The organism is Pseudomonas sp. LB3P58 (assembly GCF_054897895.1).
Genome location: NZ_JBUBVE010000001.1, coordinates 3,181,622 through 3,200,821, shown reverse-complemented (window position 1 = coordinate 3,200,821; position 19,200 = coordinate 3,181,622). Strand labels below are relative to the sequence as shown.

The following is a 19,200-nucleotide window of genomic DNA, read 5'->3' as shown; positions in this document are numbered from 1 at the left end:
TGTATTCCTCCATGACCGCTTCCGGCGGGCCATGAGGTCATGCGTGCTTGGAACCTGACGTATTAACCAAGGCCCCGCCAGAAATGGACGGGGCTTTTTAGTTCTCCGTCCGCCGATGGCTAACGGAGATTGAAATGTTAGAGATCAAACGCGCCCATCACGGCGATTGCCGGGCGGCATTCGACATTCGCCGTCAAGCGATACGGCATCAATGCATCGGCGCCTATACCCTGCAGCAAATGGATGTCTGGACGGCAGGGGCAGCCGAGGACGGATATTGCGACCTGATGGAAAAACACTTTTATCTGGGGTGTATTCAGGGCGAACCCGTGGCAACAGGCATGCTTGATCTGGAGAGGCGTGAAATCGGCGCGATCTTTGTCCTGCCTGGCTTTATGCAGCGGGGCATTGGCCAGCGCATTCTGGATTACCTTGAATGCCTGGCGCGGGATCTGGGTCTGGAGGACGTTAATCTGGACGCTACGTTGAACGCTGCTCACTTCTACCGGCGATGCGGTTTCGTCGGTGAGCAGACGGCTATTTACCATTCACCCTCTGGTCTGCAACTCGCTTGCATTCCGATGGTGAAGGGGCTTTTGCGTACTTGAGTGGCTACTGCGCTTTCCAGTGACCACCGCCCGACTCGCAATCAATTTTCGCCTGACTCAAATGCTCAGCACCGTAGTAATACGTAGTGACCTGAGCATTGTTCGGAATACTCAGCGATGTGCTGCTCTTGTCCTTGCTGGTGGAGTGAGGATTGGCCAGCGATTCTTGCGTCAACGTGGCGATGCAAGTGGCCTGAGAATGATCGGCGCACTGTTCGACTTTTTTCTTGGTGCTGGTCAGCATATCTTTGCTCTCGTTGCTGCATGACCAATCGATGGAGCTCACCGGCATGCCTTCGTACTCATAGCAGCTATGCGTTTCGACCACCGGCACGGAAGGGCTTTGGGAGCGAGTCAGCACATCACAGCCTTCAGCCATGACCAGGGTGGGGCTCAGGCTGGCAAGCAGAAACAGCAGTCTACTGTTCATCGGGATTTTCTCTCCAATGGCGCCTTGTTTGCTCAAAGATCAGCGCTGATAGGGTTTCGAAAACGCGATGAGGCGCGGGGTTCCATTGGTTTTTCAGATCCGCTGCGGGAGGGGCGCAAAAAGCGCAGGCCCGATGGTATGCTCGCCGCGCCACGTGCTGGCAATCCAGGGAACACTCTTTAAGGAAGGGGATGGCGGATGATCGATTTCAACAACAAAGGCTTTTTCAAACTCAAGCAAAACAACGAGTACGCGGAGCGAGTCACCGCGCTGCTGCTGGACGGCGAGCAGGTCATTGATGCCTATAAATCCATGCGCGACGGCGTGGTGTTTACCAATAAACGAATCATCGCGGTGAACGTCCAAGGCATCACCGGCAGCAAAAAAGACTTCACTTCGTTGCCTTACAAAAACATCGTGGCTTACTCCGTGGAAACCTCGGGCACCTTCGACCTGGATTCTGAGCTGGAAATCTACTTCTCGGCGCTGGGCAGAGTGAAGTTTGAATTCACTGGGAGGACGTCGATGGTCGAGATTTCCAAACTCATCTCACAGCATCTGTTGGGCTGAGTTTTTAGGCTTCGTGACAGTTTTTCAGAGGTAAGAATGGACGCATGGACACTGCATTGGCTGGAAGCCTCGGGGAGCCTTGGCGAACTTCGCTCCGATCTGATCGGCGAATTTGACGCTGCTTACAAGACGATCTCCCGTCTGATTACGCCTCCGCGACTTGATGTGTTGATCCAGCGGCTCCCTGGCGAGACCATTCCTGAAATGGGCCTCGTGGGGCGAGCTTATCGAAGCACCATGTTCGCGATGACCATCGACCCGGACAACCCTAATTTGTTGCCAAGCCTGCGCACGGGAACGCTGCATCGACAAATCGTCCATGAGGTTCATCATTGCTTGCGCATGGCGGGGCCTGGCTACGGCTGGACGTTAGGTGAAGCCTTGGTCAGCGAGGGACTTGCCGGACAGTTTGTCCGGCATTTGCTCGGCAACGACCCAGAGCCTTGGGAGTGTGCCGTTACCGACGCCGATCTGCTTCGCTCCCCGGTAGACCTGAAGACCCTTGAGTCCACGCACTACAATCACGCCGAGTGGTTTTTCGGTGTTGGTACGCACCCGAAATGGTTTGGTTATACGCTCGGTTATCAGATGGTTGGGCGCTGGCTTGCGTCAGTGGGCGAAATCGATGCTGCAACCTGGATCAACGTGCCTGCTCAAGATATTGTCGCCTCAGCGCTTGAGGACGGCATTGTGTTGCTCTAATCCAACGACCGCTAAGGCATTCAAGCCTGGGAGCTGCGAGATGACTCAAACACTGGAACGCGCCATTGCCATCGCCGCCACCGCGCACGAGGGCCAGGTCGACAAGGGCGGTAGTCCTTACATCCTGCATCCGCTGAAAGTCATGTTGCGGGTCACGACGCTGGAAGAACGCATCGTCGCGGTGCTGCATGACGTGGTCGAGGACTGCGGCATCAGCCTTGATGACCTGCGCAAGGAAGGCTTCAGCGAAGCCGTTCTGACAGCCATCGAATCGGTCACCAAAGTGCCGGGTGAGTCCTACGAAGTGTTCGTCGAACGCGCGGCGCAGAACCCGATTGGGCGGGTGGTGAAACTGGCGGACCTGGAAGAGAACAGCGACTTGTCGCGGATCGCGCAGCCGTCGTGGGAAGACCTGGAACGCATTGAAAAGTATCGGCGGGCGATTGGCGTGTTGCGTTCCTGACGAGCTGAACAAATAGATCAATTGCGCCCCGTACTGTGTAGCAGCGCAAGTAACCGAGATTACTGCGCAATGAACTCGCGAATCGCTCGAATGGTCTGCGTTGGCCTTTGCCCTCTCCCTGGCAGGAGAGGGCAGGTGCCAAGCTTAGGTGTGATGAATTTCCCGATCCTTGGTTTCCGGCAGGAAGAACGTGCCAAGAATGGCCGTCATCACAGCGATGACAATCGGGTACCACAGCCCGTAGTAGATATCACCCGTGGCCGCGACCATGGCGAACGCCACCGTGGGCAGAAAGCCGCCGAACCAGCCGTTGCCGATGTGGTAGGGCAGCGACATCGAGGTGTAGCGGATGCGCGCCGGGAACAGTTCCACCAGCCAGGCGGCGATCGGGCCGTAGACCATGGTCACGTAGATCACCAGGATGGTCAGGAGCAGCAGCACCATCGGGTAGTTGGTCTTGGCCGGGTCGGCTTTCTCGGGGTAGCCGGCGTCCTTGAGCGCGGTGCCGAGGGTGGCGGTGAAGGCGTCGTTCTTGACCTTGAAGTCGGCGCCCGGCATGCCGGTGCCCTCGAAGCTCGAAATCACCTTGTCGCCGATGCGCACCTGCGCGACGGCGCCAGGTTCGGCTTTCTCGTTCTTGTAGGGAATGGCCCGCTTTGCCAACACAGTCTTGGCGAGGTCGCAGGAGCTGGTGAATTTGGCCTTGCCCACCGGGTCGAACTGGAATGAACACTGGCCGGAATCGGCGACCACCGTGACCGGGTTCTTCTCCTGCGCGATGAACACGTCGGGGTTACCGTATTGGGTCAACGCATGGAAGATCGGGAAGTAGGTCACTGCCGCCAGGATGCAGCCGGCCATGATGATCCCCTTGCGCCCGATGCGGTCGGACAGGCTGCCGAATATGACGAAGAACGGCGTGCCGATCAGCAAAGAGCCGGCAATCAACAGGTTGGCAGTCTGCGGGTCGATCTTCAGTGTCTGCAGCAGGAAGAACAGCGCATAGAACTGCCCGGTGTACCAGACGACGGCCTGGCCGGCAGTGCCGCCGAGCAGGGCCATGATCACGATTTTGAGGTTGTCCCAGCGGGCGAAGGATTCGGTCAGCGGCGCCTTGGAGGACTTGCCTTCGGCTTTCATCTTCAAGAACACCGGCGACTCGCTGAGTTGCAGGCGGATGTACACCGAGACGATCAGCAGCAGGATCGACAGCAGGAACGGAATCCGCCAGCCCCAGGCCTCGAAAGCTTCGGTGCCGAGGATCGTGCGGCAGGCGAGGATCACCAGCAGCGAAAGGAACAGCCCAAGGGTCGCGGTGGTTTGAATCCACGAGGTGAAGTAGCCGCGTTTGCCTTTCGGTGCATGTTCCGCCACGTAGGTCGCCGCGCCGCCGTACTCACCGCCCAGGGCCAGGCCTTGCAGCAGGCGCAGGCTGATCAGGATGATCGGCGCCGCCACGCCGATGGTCGCGTAGCCGGGCAGAAAGCCCACCACGGCGGTGGAGATACCCATGATCACGATGGTGATGAGAAAGGTGTGTTTGCGTCCGATCATGTCACCCAGTCGGCCGAACACAATGGCGCCGAAGGGGCGTACCGCGAAGCCCGCGGCGAACGCGAGCAGCGCGAAGATGAAGGACGTTGTCTCATTGACGCCGGCGAAGAAGTGCTTGGCGATGATCGCGGCGAGAGACCCATAAAGGTAGAAGTCGTACCACTCGAACACGGTGCCCAGGGACGAGGCGAAAATGACCTTGCGCTCCTCCTTGGTGATCCCGTGGTGGGGCGCGCTGCTCGTGGAAGTGTTGTCGATTGCGGCCATGAGTCTTCTCCGTCGTTCTTGTTATAGGCCGGAGTACCTCGTTACTTTTTTGCCGCACCCAGGCCCTGGGGCTGATGTCGTCGGATTACGGATTGCGCGAAGCATGCACACAGGCTGACGGCCTCGCATCGCTGCAAGGTTTCCTGAAGCATAATAGGCTTCGCGCAGATATCCACTCGCCATCACGCTCAACCCCGGGCTGATTCCCCAATGTGAGCCGCAAACCCGAATTCATCCGCCGCAATCTCATCGCGCAACGTCAGTTGCGGAATCTCATACGCCCCCGAATTCTGCGGACGAAACGCGATGGGCTGCGTCGTCCAAAGGTCATCCAGGCGCTGCCCAAGTGCGTCACACGTCGCTGAAAAGCGTGCGTCGTCCATTCGGCCAGTGCGATAGATCATGAACGGTGGCAGCACGTCGAAACCGGGGTAAACAACACGCCGTGCTGGATCGGGAATAGCAGATCGTCGATCGGACCGTTGATGCCTCTCGGGCTGTAATGAGACTCCCAGCCGCCGGCGGTCACGACCAGCATCGCTCGCTTGCCTGCCAGCGTGCCTTCCCCGTAACGGTCGCCCCAGCGCGCATCGGAATGTTCCCCCACGCCATAGGCGAAACCATAGGCGTAGACCCGCTCCACCCAGCCTTTGAGGATCGCCGGCATCGAAAACCACCACAGGGGAAATTGCAGAATCACCGCGTCCGCCCACATCAGCTTCTCCTGTTCACGCGCGATGTCGTGTTGTTGCAGGCCTTCTGCGTACGCACGCTTGGAGTCCAACGACGGATCGAAGCGCGAGTCGGTGGGCCGGCCAAGGCTGTCATCGGCATCCAGCGAGGCTTTCCAGTTCATCGCGTACAAGTCTGAAACCTGGACCTGGTGGCCGGCAGCCTTCAGCCGTTCGACGGTGAAATCTTTGAGCGAGCCGTTCAAGGACTTGGGTTCAGGGTGGGCATAAACGAGCAAAACATTCATCACTGAGTCTCCGGTGTCTGGAGGCTGCAGGATCGGACGTTGACCGGTATATTGGAAATGAATAACCAATATGCCAGGTATTGTCATGAATAATCTGCGGCGGCTGGACATCAACCTGTTGCTGACCCTTGATGTCCTGCTTTCGGAACACAACGTGACCCGCGCGGCGCACCGTCTGAATCTGTCGCAACCGTCGGTGAGTGTGCATCTGGCGAAGTTGCGCGATATTTTTGGTGATCCGCTGTTGCTGCCGGGTCCACGGGGCATGCGGCCCACCGCCCGCGCCGATGAATTGCGCGAACCGCTGCGCCAGGCACTGGAAGCACTGGAGCGCGCGGTGTCGCCGGCCGACGCTTTCAACCCGGCCGAGGCGAAACAGACGTGGAAGGTCATGGCGTCCGATTACGGCGAGTCGACCATCCTGTTGCCCGCATTGGCCGGGCTGCGTTCGGCAGCACCGGGCACGCGCCTGGCGGTGTTTGACCTAGTCCCGCCACGACTGGCCAAACAAGCGGAGCAGGGCGCCATCGATCTGGCCTTTCATACCAGCGAGGACTCGCCACCCGGTATGCATCGCCGGGCACTGTTTACCGAGCGCTATGTGTTGGTGGGACGTGCCGACCATCCGCGCCTGCAAAAGCGCCCGACGCTGGCGCAATTCTGCGAGCTCGATCATGTGATCGTGTCGCCGGATGGCGGTGGTTTTCACGGCACCACCGACAGGGCGCTCGCCGAAGTCGGGCTGACGCGCCGGGTCGTGCTGTCGGTTCCGCACTTCCTGTTTATCCGCTCGGTGCTGGAGAGCACGGACCTGGTGGCGACGCTGCCCGCACGGCTGGTTCGTGACGCAAGCGGGCTGGCGGTGGTCGAGCCGCCGTTGGAGGTGCCGGGTTACGAGATGAGCATGCTCTGGCCGGAGCGCTGCCATCGCGATCCGGAGCATCAATGGCTGCGAGCATTTATTGTGGGCGCGGTGTGAAGACTCACGTCTTGATCACGTACCCATAGGCTCGAATGCGATCACCTTCCTGTTTCAAGTACACGCCCTGGAGTTCCGGCGTGAAGCCAGGAAGAGAGTTGATACCTTCCTCCAGCGCCAGGAAGTATTTAAGCACCGCACCGCCCCATATTTCCCCGGACACCACGCAGAGCACGCCGGGTGGATAGGGAAGCGCACCTTCGGCAGCGATGCGACCCTCGGCGTCTGCCAGCGCCACCAGTTCGACGTTGCCACGGATGAATTCGAACTGTGCGGCCTGCGGGTTCATCGCCTTTTTCGGGAAGTGTTCCTTGCGGAACATTGCCTTCTGCAATTGCTGGACGTTGTGGGTGCGGTAGAGGTCGTGCATCTCCTGGCAGAGTTGGCGAATGGTGTAGTTGCGATAGCGCTCCTGATGCTGCGCATAGATGGCCGGCAACACCCGGCTCATCGGCGCGTCATCACTGATGAAGCGTTCAAAGCGCGCGATCTGTGCGGCGAGATGAGCCATCTTCGCCCAGTCTTCGGCAGGGGTGAGCAGGAACAGAATCGAGTTCAGGTCGCACTTTTCCGGAACGATGCCATTCTCGCGCAGGAAGTTGGCGAGGATGCCGGCATGGATGCCGAAGTCGGTGTAGCTGCCATCGATCGGGTCGATGCCGGGTGTTGTGAACAGCAACTTGCAGGGGTCGATGAAGTATTGCTTGTCGGCGTAACCGTTGAAGGCATGCCAGCGATCCTTCGGATGGAATTCGAAAAACCGGATGTCGTTGGCGATGTCTTCGGTCGGATGGTCCTGCCAGGGACGACCGTCAATGGTGTCCGGCACAAAGGGGCGAACCAGGGTGCACGCTTCCAGAATCAACTTGCGCGCGTCGATGCCGAACTTCACACAGTCTTCCCACAGGCGCAGGCCACTGCGGCCGGAATGGATGCGCGCGTTCACATCCAGTGAGGCGAACAGCGGGTAAAACGGGCTGGTAGACGCTTGGGCCATGAAGGCGTTGTTCAGCTGCGCATGGTTGCAATAACGGGCCTGGCCCTTGATATGGCGATCTTTCTTGTGGATCTGCGACGCCTGGGAAAACCCCGCCTGCTGTTTGTGCACCGATTGAGTGACAAAGATCCCGGGGTCGTTCTCGTGCAGATCCAGCAGCAACGGCGAGCAATCCTTCATCATCGGGATGAACTGTTCGTAGCCCACCCACGCCGAGTCAAACAGGATGTAGTCGCACAGTTTGCCGATGCGATCGACGACTTGCCTGGCGTTGTAGATGGTGCCGTCATAGGTCCCCAGCTGAATGATCGCCAGACGAAACGGCCGTGGCAGTTGGGCCTTGTCCGGTGCGACTTCGCTGATGAGTTCGCGCAGGTAATCTTCTTCGAAACAATGGGCGTCAATCCCGCCGATAAAACCATAAGGGTTGCGCGCGGTTTCCAGGTAAACCGGGGTAGCCCCCGCCTGGATCAACGCACCCTGGTGATTGGATTTATGGTTGTTGCGGTCGAACAGCACCAGGTCGCCAGGCGTGAGCAACGCGTTGGTGACCACTTTGTTGGAGGCCGATGTGCCATTGAGTACGAAGTAGGTCTTGTCGGCGTTGAACACCTGCGCCGCGTGCTTTTGCGCCAGAAGTGCCGGGCCCTCGTGGATCAGCAAATCGCCGAGTTTGACGTCGGCGTTGCACATGTCGGCGCGAAACAGGGTCTCGCCGAAGAAGTCGAAGAACTGTCGGCCAGCCGGGTGTTTGCGGAAAAACTGGCCGCCCTGGTGACCCGGGCAGGCGAACGTAGCGTTGGCCGATTCGGTGTAGTGCTTGAGCGCGTCGAAAAACGGCGGCAGGAGACTTTCTTCATAGGCTTTTGCCGCGGTCTCCAATTGGTTGCCATGGTATTCGGCGTTGTTGCGCGAGGGGTCAAAAATGCCATTTACCAGAAGCAGAACATCTTGCAGGTGCTTGTAGACGTCCCGGGCGCGGTTGCCGGAACCGGGGGAGGCGACGAGAAAAATGGGGATATCGAAACCGGTACGTTGCAGGACGTCCAGGGCGCCCGCCATCACATCCTCCACAGAGAACACCGCAACCGCGACATCGGTGTAGTCGGTTTGATTGAGCGGAATCACTTCTCGGGAGGTCTGGAAACAATCGAACGCGGAATCACTGGCGGCTATTTTCAGGGCTTTCATGCGAGGAATCTCCTAGCGGACAGTCACTTGTCGGCTTTTTTCAAGAGATCAATTTAGCGAAGGAGCCTTAAAGGTTCCCTGATCCAAATCATGTCGACACTGGTTATAGACCATGTTTGGCAAGGCTTATGGCTTTTCTACCGGCGTTCCCCAAGCACCGCGGCGCTCGACCCCCTCTGATTCGCTAACCCCTTGGTTTCTGCTGATCAGGCGTGGCCCAACGCAATCGCGAACGAGACCACGATCATGCAGGCAAAGGCGAAATTCAGGTTCATGAAGTTTTCATCCAAAACATTTGTGATGGCGCCATCTTGAACAAGTCACAAACAAATAAAAAATTCGGCTTGATGATTTGAATCATCGAAAGAATTGATGTCTGGGTGGTTTGTGTTTATCCCGCGCTTTGGCTAGTCTCGCACAAACACGCAATTACGCGCAAAAACGGGCAAAAACATGCACGACTCACACTCAGCCGCCGAGCTCCCTTATCTGCGTCGGCAAAAAATCCTATTGATTCTCGAACGTGACGGCAAGGTCATGGCCAGTGAGCTGAGCCAGCATTTCGCGGTGTCCGAAGACACCATTCGCCGTGATCTGGCGGAGCTGGCCACCGCCGGGCTGGTGCAGCGGGTGCACGGCGGAGCGCTGCCGCGGCCAAAGGACACCTGCAAGGATTATTTCACCCGCGTCAGTGAAACCGATGAGGTGAAAACACACCTGGCGCAACTCGCCGCACGCCAGGTACACAACGGCCAGATTGTGATTTTCGATTCGGGGAGCACGACGCTGCAGATCGCCCGATCGCTACCTTCGGACATTGCCATTACGGCCGTCACCGCCTCGCCGATGATCGCGATCACCTTGGCTGAATACAAAGGCATTACGGTGATTCTGGCCGGCGGACAGCTCAGTCCCGCGACCATGTCGGCCAGTGGACATGAAACCCTGCGGTTGATCGAGGGCATCAAGGCTGATTTGCTGTTCACAGGGGGCTGCGCGATTCACCCGGAAGTCGGCATCAGCTCCCTGCATTTCGACGAGGTGCCGGTCAAACAGGCGATGCTCGCCAGCGCCTCCCATGTCGTTGCCGTCACCACCGCCGACAAACTGGGGGCGGTAGAGCCGTTTGTTGTCGCGCCGTGTCAGCGCATTCATACCTTGATCACCGAGCGTCATGTGGCGTCGGGCAATGTCGAGGACTATCAAAAACTCGGGATCGAGGTGGTGCAGGTGGAGGCGTGAAGCGCCATGCAATGAGCCTGCTGTGGGCGGAAGTAAGGAGCGTACTGACTCAAACGCCGAACTCACCCCAACACATAGTCGACGGGTTCCAGAACCGGGGGAAGCTGCGTTGCACCCAGCGCCGCCAGGACATCACGTTCGATGTTGCGCACCATTGCATCGGTAGGCAGGTCGTTTTCATCGCGGCCGAACGGGTCCTCCAGCTCATCGCCAATCGCATCCAGACCGAAAAAGGTATAGCTGACGATGGCGGTGAAAACCGGTGTCAGCCAGCCCAGTGGTTCGGCCATCGCGAAGGGCAGCAAAATGCAGAAGAGGTAGATGGTTCTGTGTAGCAACAGGGTGTAGGGGAAGGGCAGTGGCGTGTGTTTGATTCGTTCACAGACCGCCTGGGACCGGGTCAGGCTTGTCAGGTGGTTGGCCATTAGCGTGTAGCGCCACTCACTGATTACCCCTGACTCGCCAAGTGCTGAACACTGTTGGCCGACCTGGATCAGAATGCGCCCACTGATGTCAGGTGCGTTGCCCTTCGGCATCGGCTCAAGCCAGTCGCAACCCGCGTCCAGTTCATTTTCCGCGCGCAACTTGGCGTTCAGCGCATGGGCGAAACCGCAGAGGTTGCGCAGGATCTTCTGCCGCTCTTTCGCGTCCTTGATGACCTGGGTTTCACGAATCATCGAACGGATCGCGACCATCATTTCGCCCCAGGCTTTACGCGCTTCGTACCAGCGGTCATAGCAGGCGTTGTTGCGAAAGCTCATGAAAATAGAAAGGGACAAGCCCAGCAACGTGAAGGGCGTCGCGTTGACCTTTGCAAAGTAGCTGGGGTGCATTGTTTCGACGAGCACGATGGCGGAGGCCAGCAGCGTCACCATCAGGCTACGTAACGCAATTCGCTTGGCAATCGAGCCCTTGAGCGCAATCAGGATGTTGATCAGGTTGGGTTTGGGTCTGACGATCATGGTGTTCTGCCTGCGCAGGAGTCCATTGTTAATGGCTATTGCGCTGTTTACGGAGTTGGTTAGCGCAGGCTAAAAGCAACTTGGCGGGACGTCCAATCACTATGGATGACCAAGTGATCGACAGAATCTATGACGGGTTTTTACTGTCCGGAGCCCAACAGTGAGTTCCGGATTTGTGCCTGCAAAAAAAACGGGCGTTACTGCGCCCCGAACATCGCCGTCCAGTAAATCCCCGGATCACTCTTCGGATCAACCGCATAGGCCGCGCCCAACTCCCGGTAATTTGGGTTCATCAGGTTCGCGCAGTGACCGGCGCTGGACACCCAGCCATCGACCACCTTGCGCACGGTGTCTTGGCCGGCAGCGATGGTCTCGCCGACCTGCCCGCCGCTGTAGCCCGCCAGCTCAGCCCGATCACCCGGCATGCGGCCATCGCGGTCCTTGTGATCGAAGTAATTGTTGTTGGCCATCGACCGGGCGTGCTCCTCGGCCGCCGTCGCCAGTGCGGCGTTCCAGGTCAGTGGCGTGGCGGCGGCAAAGGATTGCGTGCCGCACTGGCGCGGCTGACTGCGTGCGATGTTGAGTTCGGCCAACAGCTTCTGACCTTCCGACTGCCAGTCACCCAGGCGACCGCTCAACAGTGGACGCGCCAGCACGATGCGCCACTCGCGGTCCTGGTGGCTGACGCCGACATCGACGAATTGCGGGTCCAGCACGATCTGGCAAAAGCTTTCCTGAATGGCTTTCATCGCCGACGGCGCATCGCGCGGCCCGGACAGGCTGATCGCCTGCACATTCTTCATCGGATAACCCGCGCTCGCCATTGCCTGCTGCAGATTGCCGACGCTGTTGGCGTTCAGCGCCAGACGTGGATCACCGGCCAGCGGTGGCAGTTCCTGCGATACCTGACCCGCGCAGCGCTGCACCTGGCTGCGGTAGAGGTTGATCGAATCAATCAGTTGTTTCTCGTCGGCCGCCAACGCATTCATGGCGAACAACATCCCCAGTGACAACGTGGCAAGACGCATAGCAGATGATTTGAAGCGCATGGAAATCCCCTTGAGCTGACTGCGCCCATCATGCGCGATTTCACCCCCGCGAGCGCAATGACTTTTCATGCCCGAAGACAGTTTTTTTGTCCGTCTGTTGGAATGAATTTTGGCAACTACAATCAAGCAAAGTCGCCAGTGTGGCGTGCTTCCAGTTCCGTCAGAAAGGTCGATCATGCGAGTTATCTGGATAGCCACCTGCTTCGCAATAACCCTTCTTGCCGGCCACGCCATTGCGTCTGAACAGGAGCAAAAAAAGCAAGTGGCTGAGGACAAGGCCGAGGTCCTTGAGCAGAAAGCTGCGGAGAAGGGCACCGATGTACCTGTGCCCAAGTCCGAAACCATCACCACATCCGAGGCTCAGGCGGTCGATCCGGCCGGTCAGTCGCCTATGGACGATGCAATCACCTGCCTGGCTCGCTCCATCTATTGGGAATCCAAAGGCAAATCGCCCGCCGACATGGAAGCCGTCGCCAGCGTCGTCATGAACCGCCTGGGCCATGAGGGCTTTCCGGACACGGTATGCGCCGTGGTCAAGCAGGGCTCTGAAACCAAAAATTGTCAGTTCTCGTGGTGGTGTGATGGACGCTCGGATCAGGTCCAGGAAGAAACCCAATACGCGATTGCCAAGGAAATCGCGCGCAAGGCGCTCAACAAGCAACTGAACGACCGAACCCACGGCGCGATGTATTTCCACGACAGGAAAGTGAAACCCGCTTGGGCCAGGAAATACATCAAGACCACCGAGACCTCGATGTTTCTTTTTTATAAACCTCGTGGTGGGACGGCGAAGTAGGGCTGTTCGCACGAGCGAGGTCTACGCCATCCTCAAAGCGCATTTGGTCAGCGAAATCAGGTGTCCACTTCCGCGGGTGGTAGTGGCGGCAGTCGATCCGTCACAAACTGAGACTCAGATCACTGGCATCAACGACCGCATCATCCAGGCGGCGAACGGATTGTCCATGCAATGCAGCGCGGAACTGCATCTGCTGCATGCCTACGATCGCAAGGGACTGGGCAAATGGGTGGGCAGTACGACGGAGCATGTTCTGTATCAAGTGCCCTGCAATATTTTCGCCGTTACGGGGTCTGCGGATCAGTGAATGTATTGGCTATTAAATGAAGGAGTGTTGCAGATGAAGCATTTCTCGTTACTGCTCAAGCATCAAGCTACGCCAAATGATCATCGGCTTTTCTACAGGCGCGACTTCCGGTTGCAACTGCTCCTGTGTGTGCCTGTTGTGCGGTGGCTGCTCCTCTGGTTCAGGCGCTGGAGTCTGATACTTGGCGGTATGCACGTTATCTACTGACATTTTTTGTAGTGCGCTTATTTGATTGTTATGGTGACTTTGCCTTTTGATCTGCCCTGCTCGACGTACCGCAACGCCTCGGCAGTCGATTCAAAAGGGAAGGAACGATCGATGACCGGTTTGATGATGCCTGCCTCGATAAGCGAGGTGATTTTTTGCAGTTGCATCCCGTCGGCACGCATAAACAAAAATGCATAGCTCACCCCGTGCTTGCGGGCTTTTCTGCGAATACCGCTGCTCAGCAGGCGCATGACTTGCCCCAGCACCCAGGACAAGCCTTGCTCTTGGGCAAACTGCGCGGTCGGCGGCCCCGAAAGGGAAATGAGCTGTCCGCCAGGCTTGAGAACCTTGACCGATTTCTCCAGTACATCGGCACCGAGGCTGTTCAACACCACGTCGAAATCGCGCAACTCGTTTGCAAAATCCTGCTGTTTGTAATCGATGACCACATCCGCCCCGAGTGCTTTCACCCATTCGACATTCGCCGTGCTGGTGGTGGTCGCAACGAAGGCGCCAAGGTGTTTGGCGAGCTGGATGGCAAGCGTGCCGACACCGCCGGATCCGGCATGAATCAACACCTTCTGGCCTTTTTTCACCTGGGCGGTCTCAACCAGCGCCTGCCAGGCCGTCAAGACGGCCAAGGGGATGGAAGCCGCTTCGGCCATGTCGAGATTCGAGGGTTTCAGCGCGAGCGCGTTTTCGTTCACGGCGATCAGTTCAGCAAACGTCCCGATCCGTGCCTCGGGAGGACGTGCATAGACTTCGTCTCCTGGCTTGAATCGCTTCACCGCCGAACCCGTGCGAACGACCACTCCGGCCAGGTCATTGCCCAATACCAATGGAAATGTATAGGGCAGGATCAGTTTGAATTCCCCGGTTCTGATCTTCGAGTCCAACGGGTTCACGCTCGTTGCATGCACCTGGATCAGAACGTCATGCACACCGACCGCAGGGTCGGGCACTTCGCCAATCATTCCGTTCTGCTTGCCGTAGCGGTCGATAAAAAATGCCTTCATGTTGCAGCTGCTCTTGTCGGTGGAATGAGAATGGGGCGCGGCCCCGACAACGTTGATGCGATTAGACGTGCAGGCTGTCAGGCGTCGAGGAACGCCAAAGCCTTGGCCACGAAATCAGTATGGTGCTGGAAAATGCTGCCGTGCCCGGCGTCCGGGTAAATGATCAGTTGCGCGTTGGGGATTCGCTTTGCCAGCTCAATCGAGTTAACAGTGGGCACCATGATGTCGTTGTCCCCGTTGGCTATCAGCGTCGGCATCCGCAGGCGACCGAGTTCTTGCGGCGCCTGCTTGCCCCACGCAGTAATGGCTTTCAATTGCCGTAAAAACGCGCGGGGTGTCGGGCCTTTGTCCCGGTCTTGCCGGCGCTCTTTCAATCGTTGCAAATACTCGGACGCGGCGCGTTGTCCGTTGGCCGTGGTGGTAAAGAACAGGTAGAACTTGGGGTCTCGCAGCGTCAGCAAACCTTTGATCATTAATGGCCAGGTCACCGAACCGACGCTGTCGATGCCTGTGCCACCGGCCGGTCCGGTTCCGGTGAGGATCAGCCTGCGCACGCGTTCGGGAGCTTTCAGGGCGATGTCTTGAGCGACGAAGCCGCCGAGTGAAAAGCCGAGCAGGTCCACCTTGTCAAAACCCAGCGCACGAATCAGGCCGATGGCATCGTCAGCCATCTCTCCAACGGTCAATGGCGCGGCGCCGCCCGAGCCACCGATACCGCGGTAATCAGTAGTGATGACACGCCGGTTTCTTGCCAGACCGTCGATGATCCTGGGGTCAAAGTTATCCAACACTGCCCCCCAATGGTTGAACATGACCAGCGGGACCTCCGTCCTGGGCCCCAGGTCACGATAAGCGAAGGGTATCCCATCAATCAGAACCGACTGGTTCGCCGCGTTGATAAATGACGACTGCGAACCCGGGTGAATGCTTATAGCCATATGGGTCATGTTTACTCCGTCCGATTGCGGGGCGAGGCCGACCTGCTCGACATGGGTCAGACTTGAGTCAAATAACGTTCCGCCACGGCGGACTGCCTGATCTGCGACAAAAGACCCTGACGCGCAGTTTGCAGGGCATCCCAGCGCTCGCCTTCATGCAGCGGAGGAATGGTCACCGGTTCGCGACGGTCGAAGCCAACCAGTGCGGCATCGACCAGATCCCCCACCTCCATGATTTCGCTCAAGGTGTTGATATCGATACCGGCGCGATCCCAAATCTCCGTGCGGGTGGCGGCGGGCAGTACGGCTTGCACATAAACACCCTGAGGCGAAAGTTCCAGGCTCAGGCCTTGGGAAAGGAACAGCACAAACGCCTTGGTCGCCCCATAGACCGACATGCCGAACTCAGGCGCCAGACCCACCACCGAACCGATGTTGATGATCGCGCCTTCACCTGCTTTGGCCAGGCGTGGCGCGATGGCGCTGGCGAGCCGCACCAGCGCGGTGGTGTTGAGGGCCACCAGGTGCGCAACGCTGTCGGTGCTTTGCTCGATGAAGTTGCCGGACTGTGCGGCGCCGGCATTGTTGACGAGGATGCCGATGCGCGCGTCATCCCGCAGGCGCGTTTCAACGGTGTGCAGGTCGCTGAGTTGAGTCAGGTCGGCCTGAAGCACTTCAACGGCGACGTTGTGTTCGCCACGCAACTTTGCGGCGAGCGTTTCCAGGCGCGAGTGGTCGCGGGCGACCAACACCAGATCATGCCCGCGTTGGGCGAAACGCTCGGCGTAAACCGCGCCGATGCCGGTGGAAGCGCCAGTGATGAGAACGGTAGGGTGAGTAGTCATGATGTCAGCTCTTTATCAGGAACATGGAGTGGGATTGATGCACGAGTAAAACCAGGCTCGATCAGTCAGTGCCTAGTTCGCGGCAGCGCTTGATTCGGCAAGCGTCGGGTAGTCGATGTATCCCGCCGCACCGCCGCCGTAGAGCGTGGAGGGGTCGAAGGCAGACAGTGGCGCACCGGTCTTGAGCCGCTCCACCAGATCAGGGTTGCCGATAAAAGGGCGGCCAAAGGCGATCAGGTTGGCCTTGTCATCTGCAAGGCGTGCCGTGGCCAGGTCCAGGTCATAGCCGTTGTTGGCGATGTAAGTGTTCTTGAAGCGCTGGCGCAAGGCGTCGAAATCAAAGGGCGCCACGTCGCGTGGCCCACCGGTCGCGCCTTCGACGACGTGCAGATAAACGATGTCCAGAGCATTGAGTTGGTCGACGATGTAATCGAACTGAGCCTGTGGATCACTGCTCGATACACCATTGGCCGGCGAGACAGGCGAAAGGCGAATGCCGGTGCGATCAGCACCAATCTCGGCGGCCACCGCGGCCGTCACTTCCATCAGCAGGCGCGCACGGTTTGCGATCGAGCCGCCGTAGGCATCAGTACGCAGGTTGGCGCCGTCCTTGATGAACTGATCCAGCAAATAGCCGTTTGCACCGTGGATTTCCACGCCGTCGAAGCCTGCCGCAATGGCGTTTGCCGCCGCTTGGCGGAAATCGTTGACGATGCCTGGCAGTTCGTCAGTCTCCAGCGCTCGCGGCTCGGAAACGTCTTCGAAGCGATTGTTAACGAACACCTTGGTCGCAGGACGAAGCGCGGAAGGGGCTACCGGTGCCGCGCCTTGCTGTTGCAGATCCACGTGGGAAACACGCCCCACATGCCACAGTTGCAGGAAAATTCTCCCGCCCTTGGCGTGCACGGCATCGGTCACCTTGCGCCATCCCTCTATCTGAGCCGGTGTGTAAATGCCTGGCGTGTCCTGATAGCCCTGTCCCTGCTGCGAGATCTGCGAGGCTTCGGAAATCAGCAAGCCCGCGCTGGCTCGCTGGCTGTAATAGGCAGCAGCAAACTCACTCGGCACAAAGCCTTTGCCTGCGCGATTGCGCGTCAGTGGGGCGAGAACCACGCGGTTCGACAGCGTAAGGGCGCCAAGCGTGTAAGGGGTAAACAGATTCAGGTCGCTCATGGGTGTTTGTTCCGTGCCCGTTGGTAAATGGTCATATCGCTTGCGATTAGGATGATGATCGAAATCTAAACTGTCAACGGTTTTGATTATGGTCAGCATCTATGTATCATCAGCCGATGAATTTCCAGCGGTAGCGAGGTATCGAACATGCGAGTGTCCAAGGCCCAGGCCCAGGCAAATCGGGAGCACATCGTCGAAACGGCCTCAGTCGTGTTTCGCGAGCGCGGTTTTGACGGTGTCGGCGTGGCCGACCTGATGGCCGCCGCCGGTTTCACCCATGGCGGTTTCTACAAACATTTCGGTTCGAAGGCTGACCTGATGGCCGAAGCCTCAGCCAACAGTCTTGCGCAGTCACTGGCCAACGCCGAAGCGTTGAGCGTGAAGGATTTCATCGATGTGTATGTGTCCAGGGATCATCGCGACGGGCGCGCCACGGGGTGCACCATGGCGGCGTTGTGCGGTGACGCGGCGCGTCAATCAGGCGATTTGAAGTCGGCATTCGCTGAAGGCATCGAGCGCACGTTGCAAACGCTCGGCGAAAAATACCCGACCGGGCCGGATGCGGCGCCGGGTGAGGCGAGGGTGAAAATGATTGACCTGCTTGCGCGCGCGGTCGGCGCGATCATGTTATCGCGCGCCTGTCCTGACGACTCGGCGCTGGCCGATGAAATTCTGGCGGTGTGTCACGCGCAAATGACCGCATCATTATCTATTCAATCGTAGAGGGGATAGATGGATGTCGCACAACGCGTGCTGAACGATTTAGCCAATCTGTTGCATCGACCGGTTGAATCCACAGCCGATTGCTGCCCATTGCGAAATCGTGCCGCCACCTTCGACACCCGCCTGCGATAGCAGCGTATCCCACTGTATGCGCACGCAATGGTTTTGAAAGGCTTCGAGGGCATCTGCCGCCCGCGCGGTTGAGTTCACTGACAGCTAGCCACTTGGTAGCCGATCGACGAGGAAATCCACTAAAGACTTCACCCTTCGGATCGGCGTGCCAATGGTAGTGACCTAAAGAAGCGACTAAATGTTGTGTTGGATCTCCAGCATCCTGAACGTCACTTTTCCGCCCTCGGTGGGATAGCCGGTGTTGTCCTGCACATACGCACCCGCTTTGAAATACAGTGGTTTGGTCTTCCAGCTCGGGTCGATGGTGGTTCTCCAGTTGTTTCCTGCTGCGCTAATGCCCAGCGCGCCCTTCGGGCTGAGGTGGATCTGGTAGGAAAAGTTGCAGTCGAGCGGCACACCCGTCGCAATGGTAATGACCTGGCCCTCTTCATCGTCGGGGCGCATGCGCACCTTGACGACAATGTTTCCCGTCGAAGTCGACGTTTTGTATTGGTATTCCAGCTTCACCATGGGGCTGCTGCTGTCCTTGTTGTGAATCTGACCAATCACGATCTTGCCGGTGCTGGGCACCTGATTGACGGTCAGACTCGCCCGCAGAATGTTATCCGCCGCTGAATACTGCCAGTTGCGCAGCGTTCCATCGCTATAGGTTTCCCGCAACTCGCTGCGCGGGTAAATAGCGTTGGCCGTCCTGGAACCGGTCACAGGTGCCCAGAAGGAAAGGGTAGCGGCTTCAGAACTGAAATACTGGTCCTTGAAGCCTTGCGCCAGTCGAGGCGTTTCTATGGTAGCCGGTGGGCTGCCTTCAGGGATGCTTAAATTCCAGGTGGCGAGGTCGATCATGTCAATAATCCTGTACGCGGGGAATGTTGCGGCCACAGTTGCGCTTGAACCGACGCTATTGAGCTGTGTCAATTGGGTCTGCTGATTAGGAAACCCGTATGGCGGTAGATTGACGTCAAATGTTCGCCGAGGTGGTTATTGCAGGCTTTGTGCCTACGGGGGCACCGTTAGTCGGCTATTTTGGGAGTTGATGGAACTAATCCGGGTTCCTGAAATGCACTCAGCGC

Annotated in this window: 18 protein-coding genes and 2 pseudogenes; 9 read left to right on the top strand and 11 right to left on the bottom strand. The window is 58.2% G+C overall.

Features of this window, described 5'->3' with window-relative positions:
- Positions 1–134 precede the first annotated feature (134 nt).
- On the top strand, positions 135–608 hold the full coding sequence (locus ACYZTZ_RS14775) for a GNAT family N-acetyltransferase (protein WP_461998743.1): 474 nt from the start codon (positions 135–137) through the stop codon (positions 606–608).
- 4 nt (positions 609–612) lie between these two features.
- On the opposite strand, the gene ACYZTZ_RS14770 is transcribed toward ACYZTZ_RS14775, so the two are convergent.
- Positions 613–1,038, bottom strand: a complete 426-nt coding sequence (locus ACYZTZ_RS14770; RefSeq protein WP_461998742.1) for a hypothetical protein — start codon at positions 1,036–1,038, stop codon at positions 613–615.
- Positions 1,039–1,236: 198 nt separating this feature from the next.
- Between ACYZTZ_RS14770 and ACYZTZ_RS14765 the strand changes: the two genes are divergently transcribed.
- From ACYZTZ_RS14765 to ACYZTZ_RS14755, 3 genes are read left to right on the top strand one after another with little or no spacing between them, the layout of a single operon-like run.
- Positions 1,237–1,608: a PH domain-containing protein gene (locus ACYZTZ_RS14765; protein ID WP_046049313.1), complete on the top strand. Its 372-nt coding sequence runs from the start codon at positions 1,237–1,239 to the stop codon at positions 1,606–1,608.
- A 36-nt stretch (positions 1,609–1,644) separates the two neighbouring features.
- Complete coding sequence (locus ACYZTZ_RS14760) at positions 1,645–2,310, top strand: DUF2268 domain-containing putative Zn-dependent protease (RefSeq protein WP_461998741.1); 666 nt, start codon at positions 1,645–1,647, stop codon at positions 2,308–2,310.
- 40 nt (positions 2,311–2,350) lie between these two features.
- Positions 2,351–2,773, top strand: a complete 423-nt coding sequence (locus ACYZTZ_RS14755) for an HD domain-containing protein (protein ID WP_461998740.1) — start codon at positions 2,351–2,353, stop codon at positions 2,771–2,773.
- A gap of 144 nt (positions 2,774–2,917) precedes the next feature.
- On the opposite strand, the gene ACYZTZ_RS14750 is transcribed toward ACYZTZ_RS14755, so the two are convergent.
- Positions 2,918–4,594, bottom strand: coding sequence for an MFS transporter (locus ACYZTZ_RS14750; protein ID WP_461998739.1), 1,677 nt, complete (start codon positions 4,592–4,594; stop codon positions 2,918–2,920).
- Positions 4,595–4,782: 188 nt separating this feature from the next.
- Positions 4,783–5,573, bottom strand: a pseudogene (locus ACYZTZ_RS14745) (NAD(P)H-dependent oxidoreductase).
- Between the two features lie 85 nt (positions 5,574–5,658).
- Here ACYZTZ_RS14745 and ACYZTZ_RS14740 point away from each other — a divergent pair.
- On the top strand, positions 5,659–6,552 hold the full coding sequence (locus tag ACYZTZ_RS14740; protein WP_461998738.1) for a LysR family transcriptional regulator: 894 nt from the start codon (positions 5,659–5,661) through the stop codon (positions 6,550–6,552).
- 4 nt (positions 6,553–6,556) lie between these two features.
- Here ACYZTZ_RS14740 and speF read toward each other — a convergent pair whose 3' ends face one another.
- On the bottom strand, positions 6,557–8,740 hold the full coding sequence (gene speF, locus ACYZTZ_RS14735; RefSeq protein ID WP_461998737.1) for an ornithine decarboxylase SpeF: 2,184 nt from the start codon (positions 8,738–8,740) through the stop codon (positions 6,557–6,559).
- A 453-nt stretch (positions 8,741–9,193) separates the two neighbouring features.
- Between speF and ACYZTZ_RS14730 the strand changes: the two genes are divergently transcribed.
- Positions 9,194–9,982, top strand: a complete 789-nt coding sequence (locus ACYZTZ_RS14730) for a DeoR/GlpR family DNA-binding transcription regulator (protein ID WP_461998736.1) — start codon at positions 9,194–9,196, stop codon at positions 9,980–9,982.
- Between the two features lie 62 nt (positions 9,983–10,044).
- On the opposite strand, the gene ACYZTZ_RS14725 is transcribed toward ACYZTZ_RS14730, so the two are convergent.
- Together ACYZTZ_RS14725 and ACYZTZ_RS14720 are read right to left on the bottom strand one after the other, a co-directional pair.
- Positions 10,045–10,944, bottom strand: a complete 900-nt coding sequence (locus ACYZTZ_RS14725) for a bestrophin family protein (RefSeq protein ID WP_056745107.1) — start codon at positions 10,942–10,944, stop codon at positions 10,045–10,047.
- A 197-nt stretch (positions 10,945–11,141) separates the two neighbouring features.
- Complete coding sequence (locus ACYZTZ_RS14720) at positions 11,142–11,993, bottom strand: CAP domain-containing protein (protein ID WP_461998735.1); 852 nt, start codon at positions 11,991–11,993, stop codon at positions 11,142–11,144.
- A 175-nt stretch (positions 11,994–12,168) separates the two neighbouring features.
- Here ACYZTZ_RS14720 and ACYZTZ_RS14715 point away from each other — a divergent pair, with 175 nt between their 5' ends.
- Positions 12,169–12,789 (top strand): cell wall hydrolase, encoded by a 621-nt coding sequence (locus tag ACYZTZ_RS14715; RefSeq protein ID WP_461998734.1) that lies wholly within the window; start codon positions 12,169–12,171, stop codon positions 12,787–12,789.
- 40 nt (positions 12,790–12,829) lie between these two features.
- Positions 12,830–13,096, top strand: a pseudogene (locus tag ACYZTZ_RS14710) (hypothetical protein); the annotation flags it as partial.
- Positions 13,097–13,320: 224 nt separating this feature from the next.
- On the opposite strand, the gene ACYZTZ_RS14705 reads toward ACYZTZ_RS14710, so the two are convergent.
- From ACYZTZ_RS14705 to ACYZTZ_RS14690, 4 genes are all read right to left on the bottom strand, one after another.
- Positions 13,321–14,319, bottom strand: coding sequence for an NADP-dependent oxidoreductase (locus tag ACYZTZ_RS14705; RefSeq protein ID WP_461998733.1), 999 nt, complete (start codon positions 14,317–14,319; stop codon positions 13,321–13,323).
- Between the two features lie 77 nt (positions 14,320–14,396).
- A complete protein-coding gene (locus ACYZTZ_RS14700; RefSeq protein WP_461998732.1) occupies positions 14,397–15,266 on the bottom strand; it encodes an alpha/beta fold hydrolase in 870 nt (289 codons plus the stop codon).
- 47 nt (positions 15,267–15,313) lie between these two features.
- Complete coding sequence (locus ACYZTZ_RS14695) at positions 15,314–16,102, bottom strand: SDR family NAD(P)-dependent oxidoreductase (protein ID WP_461998731.1); 789 nt, start codon at positions 16,100–16,102, stop codon at positions 15,314–15,316.
- A gap of 72 nt (positions 16,103–16,174) precedes the next feature.
- Positions 16,175–17,275 carry an alkene reductase gene (locus tag ACYZTZ_RS14690; RefSeq protein WP_461998730.1) on the bottom strand — a complete coding sequence of 367 codons (1,101 nt, stop codon included), beginning with the start codon at positions 17,273–17,275 and terminating at the stop codon, positions 16,175–16,177.
- A gap of 147 nt (positions 17,276–17,422) precedes the next feature.
- Between ACYZTZ_RS14690 and ACYZTZ_RS14685 the strand changes: the two genes are divergently transcribed.
- Positions 17,423–17,998, top strand: coding sequence for a TetR/AcrR family transcriptional regulator (locus ACYZTZ_RS14685; protein WP_461998729.1), 576 nt, complete (start codon positions 17,423–17,425; stop codon positions 17,996–17,998).
- A 306-nt stretch (positions 17,999–18,304) separates the two neighbouring features.
- Here the strand turns inward: ACYZTZ_RS14685 and ACYZTZ_RS14680 are convergent, their stop codons facing one another.
- Positions 18,305–18,973: a polysaccharide lyase family 7 protein gene (locus ACYZTZ_RS14680; protein WP_046048980.1), complete on the bottom strand. Its 669-nt coding sequence runs from the start codon at positions 18,971–18,973 to the stop codon at positions 18,305–18,307.
- Positions 18,974–19,200 lie beyond the last annotated feature (227 nt).